At 37.0% G+C, this 257-nt stretch carries 1 pseudogene; it reads right to left on the reverse strand.

Annotation, left to right across the window (positions count from 1 at the left end):
* Positions 1-123 (reverse strand): annotated as a pseudogene (locus B4033_RS04750) (N-(5'-phosphoribosyl)anthranilate isomerase); the annotation flags it as partial.
* Positions 124-257: the final 134 nt, after the last annotated feature.

Raw genomic sequence — 257 nt, forward strand, 5'->3', positions numbered from 1 at the left:
TAAAGTCACACTACGTGGACTCGGCGGATAAAATACAAATCCAATCGCATCACAGCCTGCATTGACTACAGCATGTACATCTTCAACTCGGGTAATTCCACAAATTTTGGCACGGGTTCGCATATTGATTTGGCTCGAAAATTTCCTCAATGTCATAGCCGATCTATAAAATTGAGCAAATCATTGTAAAGCAATTTTTATAGCTTGCGTAAAGTTCGATCTGATATTTATTTATTCAGATTGTTTAAATGACATGC

The organism is Acinetobacter sp. UBA3132, assembly GCF_002364825.1.
Taxonomy (GTDB): Bacteria; Pseudomonadota; Gammaproteobacteria; order Pseudomonadales; family Moraxellaceae; genus Acinetobacter; species Acinetobacter schindleri.